General features: G+C 75.0%; 7 protein-coding genes. 4 read left to right on the forward strand and 3 right to left on the reverse strand.

The window, feature by feature from the left end; genetic code table 11:
- From FRZ03_RS18090 to FRZ03_RS18100, 3 genes are all read left to right on the forward strand, one after another.
- A partial coding sequence (locus FRZ03_RS18090; RefSeq protein WP_464862365.1) for a methylenetetrahydrofolate reductase occupies nt 1-534 on the forward strand: 534 nt, incomplete at its 5' end.
- A 76-nt stretch (nt 535-610) separates the two neighbouring features.
- On the forward strand, nt 611-2,098 hold the full coding sequence (locus tag FRZ03_RS18095) for an AlkA N-terminal domain-containing protein (RefSeq protein ID WP_146466204.1): 1,488 nt from the start codon (nt 611-613) through the stop codon (nt 2,096-2,098).
- A 12-nt stretch (nt 2,099-2,110) separates the two neighbouring features.
- On the forward strand, nt 2,111-2,605 hold the full coding sequence (locus FRZ03_RS18100; RefSeq protein WP_146466205.1) for a methylated-DNA--[protein]-cysteine S-methyltransferase: 495 nt from the start codon (nt 2,111-2,113) through the stop codon (nt 2,603-2,605).
- Nucleotide 2,606: 1 nt separating this feature from the next.
- Here the strand turns inward: FRZ03_RS18100 and FRZ03_RS18105 are convergent, their stop codons facing one another.
- The 3 genes from FRZ03_RS18105 to FRZ03_RS18115 form a co-directional block, all read right to left on the reverse strand.
- Entirely contained in the window at nt 2,607-3,338 is a 732-nt protein-coding gene (locus FRZ03_RS18105) for an SIR2 family NAD-dependent protein deacylase (RefSeq protein WP_146466206.1), read from the reverse strand.
- 71 nt (nt 3,339-3,409) lie between these two features.
- Complete coding sequence (locus tag FRZ03_RS18110; RefSeq protein WP_146466207.1) at nt 3,410-3,907, reverse strand: NUDIX domain-containing protein; 498 nt, start codon at nt 3,905-3,907, stop codon at nt 3,410-3,412.
- A gap of 28 nt (nt 3,908-3,935) precedes the next feature.
- Nucleotides 3,936-5,009 carry an ADP-ribosylglycohydrolase family protein gene (locus tag FRZ03_RS18115; RefSeq protein ID WP_146466208.1) on the reverse strand — a complete coding sequence of 358 codons (1,074 nt, stop codon included), beginning with the start codon at nt 5,007-5,009 and terminating at the stop codon, nt 3,936-3,938.
- A gap of 138 nt (nt 5,010-5,147) precedes the next feature.
- Between FRZ03_RS18115 and FRZ03_RS18120 the strand changes: the two genes are divergently transcribed.
- Nucleotides 5,148-5,871: glycerate kinase (locus FRZ03_RS18120; RefSeq protein ID WP_261399239.1), on the forward strand; the 724-nt coding region annotated here is incomplete at its 3' end.

A 5,871-nucleotide genomic window follows, 5' to 3' on the forward strand; every position in this document is an offset into this window, starting at 1 on the left:
GAGGGCCCCTACGCGGACGCCCTCTCCGTCATCCGCAGCGGGCTGCTGGAGCGCCACGGCGTCCGGCACATCGGCATCAGCGGCTACCCGGAGGGCCACCCCGCGATAACCGGCCCCGCGCTGTGGTCGGCGCTCACCGACAAGGCGGCGGCCATCGGCGCGGGACCCTTCACCGGCGATGTGATCACCCAGTTCGGCTTCGACGCGCAGCCCGTGCTCGACTGGCTGGCGGACGTCCGCGCCCGGGGCGTCGACCTGCCCGTGCGCATCGGCGTACCCGGCCCGGCGGGTGTGCGCCGGCTGCTCGGCTACGCCACCCGCTTCGGCATCTCCACCAGCGCCTCGGTCGCCCGCAAATACGGCTTCTCGCTCACCAACCTGATGGGCACCACCGGGCCGGACCGCTTCCTGCGCACCCTGACCGACCGGTACGACCCGGCCCGCCACGGCACGGTCAAGGTCCACTTCTACACGTTCGGCGGCCTGCGGACCACGGCGGAATGGATCACGGGCTTCTGCCGCGAGACCCGCTAGAACCGCGCGGTCGGCGGCCCACGCACGTGTCGGAATTCCGCCAGCGACCGGCCCGCGCGCCGGTCATCCTGGAGACATGCAGACAGCGACGCACCTCGACCGGGAGCATTGCGTGCGCGCCGTGCAGTCCAAGGACGCCCGGTTCGACGGATGGTTCTACACGGCCGTGCTGACCACCGGCATCTACTGCCGGCCCAGCTGTCCCGTCGTCCCGCCCAAGCCCGGGAACATGACGTTCTACCCGAGCGCGGCCGCCTGCCAGCAGGCCGGGTTCCGGGCCTGCAAGCGGTGCCGCCCGGACACCAGTCCCGGTTCCCCGGAGTGGAACCGGCGCGCCGACCTGGTGGCGCGCGCCATGCGGCTGATCGCCGACGGCGTCGTGGACCGCGAGGGCGTGCCCGGCCTCGCCGCCCGGCTCGGCTACAGCACCCGCCAGGTGGAGCGGCAGCTCCTCGCCGAGCTGGGCGCGGGCCCCCTCGCGCTGGCCCGCGCCCAGCGCGCCCAGACCGCGCGGCTGCTGATCGAGACCACCGAGCTGCCCATGGCGGAGATCGCCTTCGCGGCCGGGTTCTCCTCCATCCGCACCTTCAACGACACCGTCCGCGAGGTCTTCGCCCTCTCCCCGAGCGCGCTGCGCGACCGCCTCCCGCGTGGCCGGACGCCCGGCGACGGCACCCCCGGCACCCTCAGCCTGCGCCTGCCGTTCCGCGCCCCGCTCAACCCGAGCAACCTCTTCGGCCACCTCGCCGCCACCGCCGTACCCGGCGTCGAGGAGTGGCGCGACGGCGCCTACCGCCGCACCCTGCGGTTGCCCTACGGCCACGGGATCGTCGCCCTCGCCCCCCGCCCCGACCACATCGCCTGCCGCCTCACCCTCAGCGACCTGCGCGACCTCGCCGTGGCGATCAGCCGCTGCCGCCGGCTGCTCGACCTGGACGCCGACCCGGTCGCCGTGGACGACGGGCTGCGCGCCGACCCGCTGCTCGCCCCGCTGGTCGACGAGGGACCGGGCCGCCGGGTGCCGCGCACCGTGGACGAGGCCGAGTTCGCCGTGCGGGCCGTGCTCGGACAGCAGGTCTCCACGGCCGCCGCCCGCACACACGCGGCCCGTCTGGTCGCCGCCCACGGCAAGCCCCTGGACGACCCCGAGGGCGGGCTCACCCATCTCTTCCCGTCCCCCGAGGCGCTGGCCGCCGCCGACCCCGAGGGCCTGGCGATGCCCCGCACCCGGCGCACCACCTTCACCACTCTGGTGCGTCGACTCGCCGACGGAACCCTCCACTTGGGAGTGGAGTCCGACTGGGCCGAGGCCCGCGCCCGGCTGCTCGACCTGCCCGGCTTCGGACCCTGGACGGTCGACGTGATCGCCATGCGCGCCCTCGGCGACCCCGACGCCTTCCTCCCCACCGACCTCGGCATCCGGCGCGCGGCCGGCGCACTCGGCCTGCCGTCCACCCCCGCCGCGCTCACCGCCCGCGCCGAGGCCTGGCGCCCGTGGCGGGCGTACGCGGTGCAGTACCTGTGGGCGACCGACAACCACCCGATCAACTTCCTGCCCGTGTGAGAAGGTTCCACCGTGACGTGCCACACCGTGATCGACAGCCCGTACGGGCCGCTCACCCTCGTCGCCGACGAGAACGACGACGCCCTGTGCGGCCTGTACATGACCGCCCAGCGGCACCGCCCGGCCGAGGAGAGCTTCGGCCCGCGCGACGACTCCCCGTCCTGCTTCGGCGCGGCACAAGAGCAGCTGACCGCCTACTTCGCCGGCGAGCTACGGGAGTTCACCGTCCCGCTCGCGCTGCGCGGCACCCCGTTCCAGCGCAGCGTCTGGGAGCAGCTGACCCGTATCCCCTACGGGGAGACCCGCAGTTACGGCCGGCTCGCCGAAGCCCTCGGCAAGCCCGGCGCCTCCCGCGCGGTCGGCCTCGCCAACGGCCGCAACCCCGTCGGGATCATCGTCCCCTGCCACCGCGTCGTCGGCACCGACGGCAGCCTCACCGGCTACGGCGGCGGACTGGAGCGCAAGCGCCGGCTGCTGGACTTCGAGCGCGGCACCGCCCTGTTCTGACCTACTCCTGCCGGGCCAGGTCGCGCAGCAGCCGGGGCAGCGCGGTCCCGATGGGCTCGCGGACCACCTCGTCGGCCCGGTCGTCGTACGGCGTCGGCTCCGCGTTGACGATGATCAGCCGGGCGCCGTGGTCCGCGGCGACCCCCGCGAGACCCGCGGCGGGCTGGACCTGGAGGCTGGAGCCGACGGCGATGAACACCTGGCAGGCCTTGGTGACGGCCACCGCCTGGCCCAGCACCACGGGGTCGAGGCGCTCGCCGAACATCACGGTGGCGGACTTCAGGATGCCGCCGCACTCCAGGCACCGCGGATCGTCCTCGCCGGCCTCCACCCGGGCGAGGGCGTCCGCCATCGGACCCCGCGCATGGCACTCGGTGCAGAGGAACTCGCGGGCGGTGCCGTGCAGTTCGAGCACCTTGCGGGCGGGCAGCCCGGCCGCCTGGTGCAGCCCGTCCACGTTCTGGGTGATCACCCGCACCGGCACGCCGGACCGCTCCAGCTCCACGACGGCCCGGTGGGCGGCGTTGGGCTCCGCTCGCAGCGCCTGGTTGTCGCGCCGCATCCGCCAGGAGCGGCGCCGGATCTCCGGATCGCCCATGTAGTAGTCGTACGTGACGAGCTTCTCCGCCTCCGGGTCCCGCCGCCACAGGCCGGCCGGGCCCCGGTAGTCGGGGATGCCGGAATCCGTGGAGACACCTGCGCCGCTGAGAATGGCCACGAGAGGCTTGCCCATGGGCCGAGGGTAGATCGCCGGGCTCACGGGGGCGAACGGATATCCGGGCGGGCGGATGCCGGGCCGGCGTGCTACGCGGCGCGGTGGCCGTTCTCCAGTTCCGCCGGGCCCGAGCCGTCGGCGAGGACGTCGAGGGCGGCCAGGACCCGGCGGCCGAGTGCGCCGGGCAGATGGGCGGCCAGCTCCTCGCGCGGCACCAGCCGCCAGGACAGCAGCTCCTCCTCCTGCAACCGGATCGACTTCAGCTCCTCCTCCGTGAGGACCCCGCCGTCGTACAGGTACGCCACCAGCGGCGGCCGGCCGACGCCGGGCACCCAGTCCACGGCCAGCAGCGGCCCGAGCGGCCGGTCCAGACCGATCTCCTCCAGCGTCTCCCGGCGCGCGCCCTGGCGGGGCGTCTCCCCGTCGTCCGACTCCACCGTGCCGCCCGGAAGCGCCCAGCCCGCGCGGTAGTTGGGCTCGACCAGCAGCACGCGCCCCTCGGCGTCCCGGAAGAGCGCGGCGGCACCGGCGAGCACCCGGGGCAGACCGGCGATGTACGCGGCGTAGTCAGCAGTCGTGGTCGTCATGGGGGAAGGGTAACCAGCCGCGGGCCCGCTACGACCCGGCCGTCGCCAGGCGCGCGGTGCGTTCGGCCAGCGCACTGATCCGCACCCCGTCGAAGCCGAACACCGCGCTGCGCACCGTGTCTTCGAGCGGGTCCGTCCACCGGGCCGGCAGGGCCGCCGCGCCGGCGCGGACCCCGGCCACCGAGCCCGCCGTCGCCCCGTTGGAGTCGGTGTCCAGACCGCCGCGCACGGTGAGCGCGAGGGTACGGGTGAAGTCGTCGTCGCCGTACAGCAGACCGGCGGTGAGCACGGCCGCGTTCGGCACGGTGTGGATCCAGCCCCCGGTGCTCTCCCCGGTCGCGGTGGCGACGGTGTCCGCCCACTCCAGGCCGGTCTCGTGCAGCGACATGACGCGCCGCACGGTACGGGCGAGGCGGCTGCTCCCCGGGATCACGCCGAGCGCGGTGTCCAGCGCGGACCGCACGGTCGGCGCGGTGAACGCGGCCGCGATCAGCGCCGCCGCCCACATGGCGCCGTAGACCCCGTTGCCGGTGTGCGACAGCACGGCGTCGCGGCGGGCCAGCCCGGCGGCGCGGACGGGATCGCCGGGGCAGGTCCAGCCGAAGACGTCGGCGCGGATGAGGGCGCCGATCCACTCCTGGTACGGGTTGTCGTACGTCGCCGTCAGCGGCGGCCGCAGCCCGTTCGCGAGATTGCGGTACGCCGCCCGTTCCGCCGTGAAGGTCTGGAGGTACGGCAGCCGCAGCAGCCACAGCTCCCCGACGTCCTCGGTGCTGAAACCGAAGCCGTGGGTCTCCAGCAGGTGCAGTCCGAGGACCGTGTAGTCCACGTCGTCGTCGCGGCAGCTGCCGTGGATCCGGCCGCGCACGCACGCGCGCCACTCCGGTCGCAGGGCGGCGGCGTCGGCCTCGTCGGCGGGCCCGGGCAGGTAGCCGGTGAGCGGCAGCGCGCCGGCCCGGCGCAGATACCCGTCGATGCGCTCGCGGGTCCACACCTCGCCCTGCTCGACCGGTTTGCCGAGCATGTTGCCCGCGATCCGGCCGAGCCAGCCGCCGTGGATCCGGTCGGCCAGACCGGCGGGTGCGGGGTGCTCGCTGCTCATGGCTGGGGTCTACCCGTTTTTCCCGGCCCTGTTCGGACCGTGGGCAGGGGCATGACGGCGACGGCCCGGCAAGGTTAAGGTCGCAGCGGCGCGACAGGCCCCGCCGTGCGCGGGGCCCGGAGAGCAAGGGGATGGCAAGTGGCGGACGCTGCAGTGGACGGGACCCGGCGGGTCCTCGTCGCCGCTGACAAGTTCAAGGGCTCGCTGACGGCCGTGCAGGTCGCCGAGCGGGTGACGGCCGGACTGCGCCGGGTCGTGCCGGATCTGCCGGTGGAGGCGCTGCCCGTGGCCGACGGCGGCGACGGCACCGTGGCCGCGGCGGTCGCGGCCGGTTTCGAACGCCGCGAGGTACGGGTCGCCGGGCCGCTGGGGGAGCAGGTGACCGCCGCCTTCGCGCTGCGCGGGGACACCGCGGTGGTGGAGATGGCCGAGGCGAGCGGCCTCCAGCGGCTGCCGGCCGGCCGCTTCGCGCCGCTGACCGCCTCCACGTACGGCTCCGGCGAGCTGCTGCGGGCCGCGCTGGACGCGGGCGCGCGGACGATCGTGTTCGGCGTCGGCGGCAGCGCCACCACCGACGGCGGCGCGGGGATGCTGGCGGCGCTGGGGGCACGGTTCCTGGACCGGGACGGCGCGCCGGTGCCGCCCGGGGGCGGGGGTCTCGCCGCTCTCGCCCGCGCCGATCTGACCGGGCTCGACCCCCGGCTGTCCTCGGTGGAGCTGGTGCTGGCCAGCGATGTCGACAATCCGCTGACCGGACCGAAGGGCGCGCCCGCGGTGTACGGCCCGCAGAAGGGAGCCTCCCCGGAGGACGTGCGCACCCTGGACGCGGCGCTCGGGCACTACACGAAGGTGCTGGAGGCCG

It is taken from the genome of Streptomyces misionensis (assembly GCF_007896895.1).
Classification (GTDB): Bacteria; Actinomycetota; Actinomycetes; order Streptomycetales; family Streptomycetaceae; genus Streptomyces; species Streptomyces misionensis_A.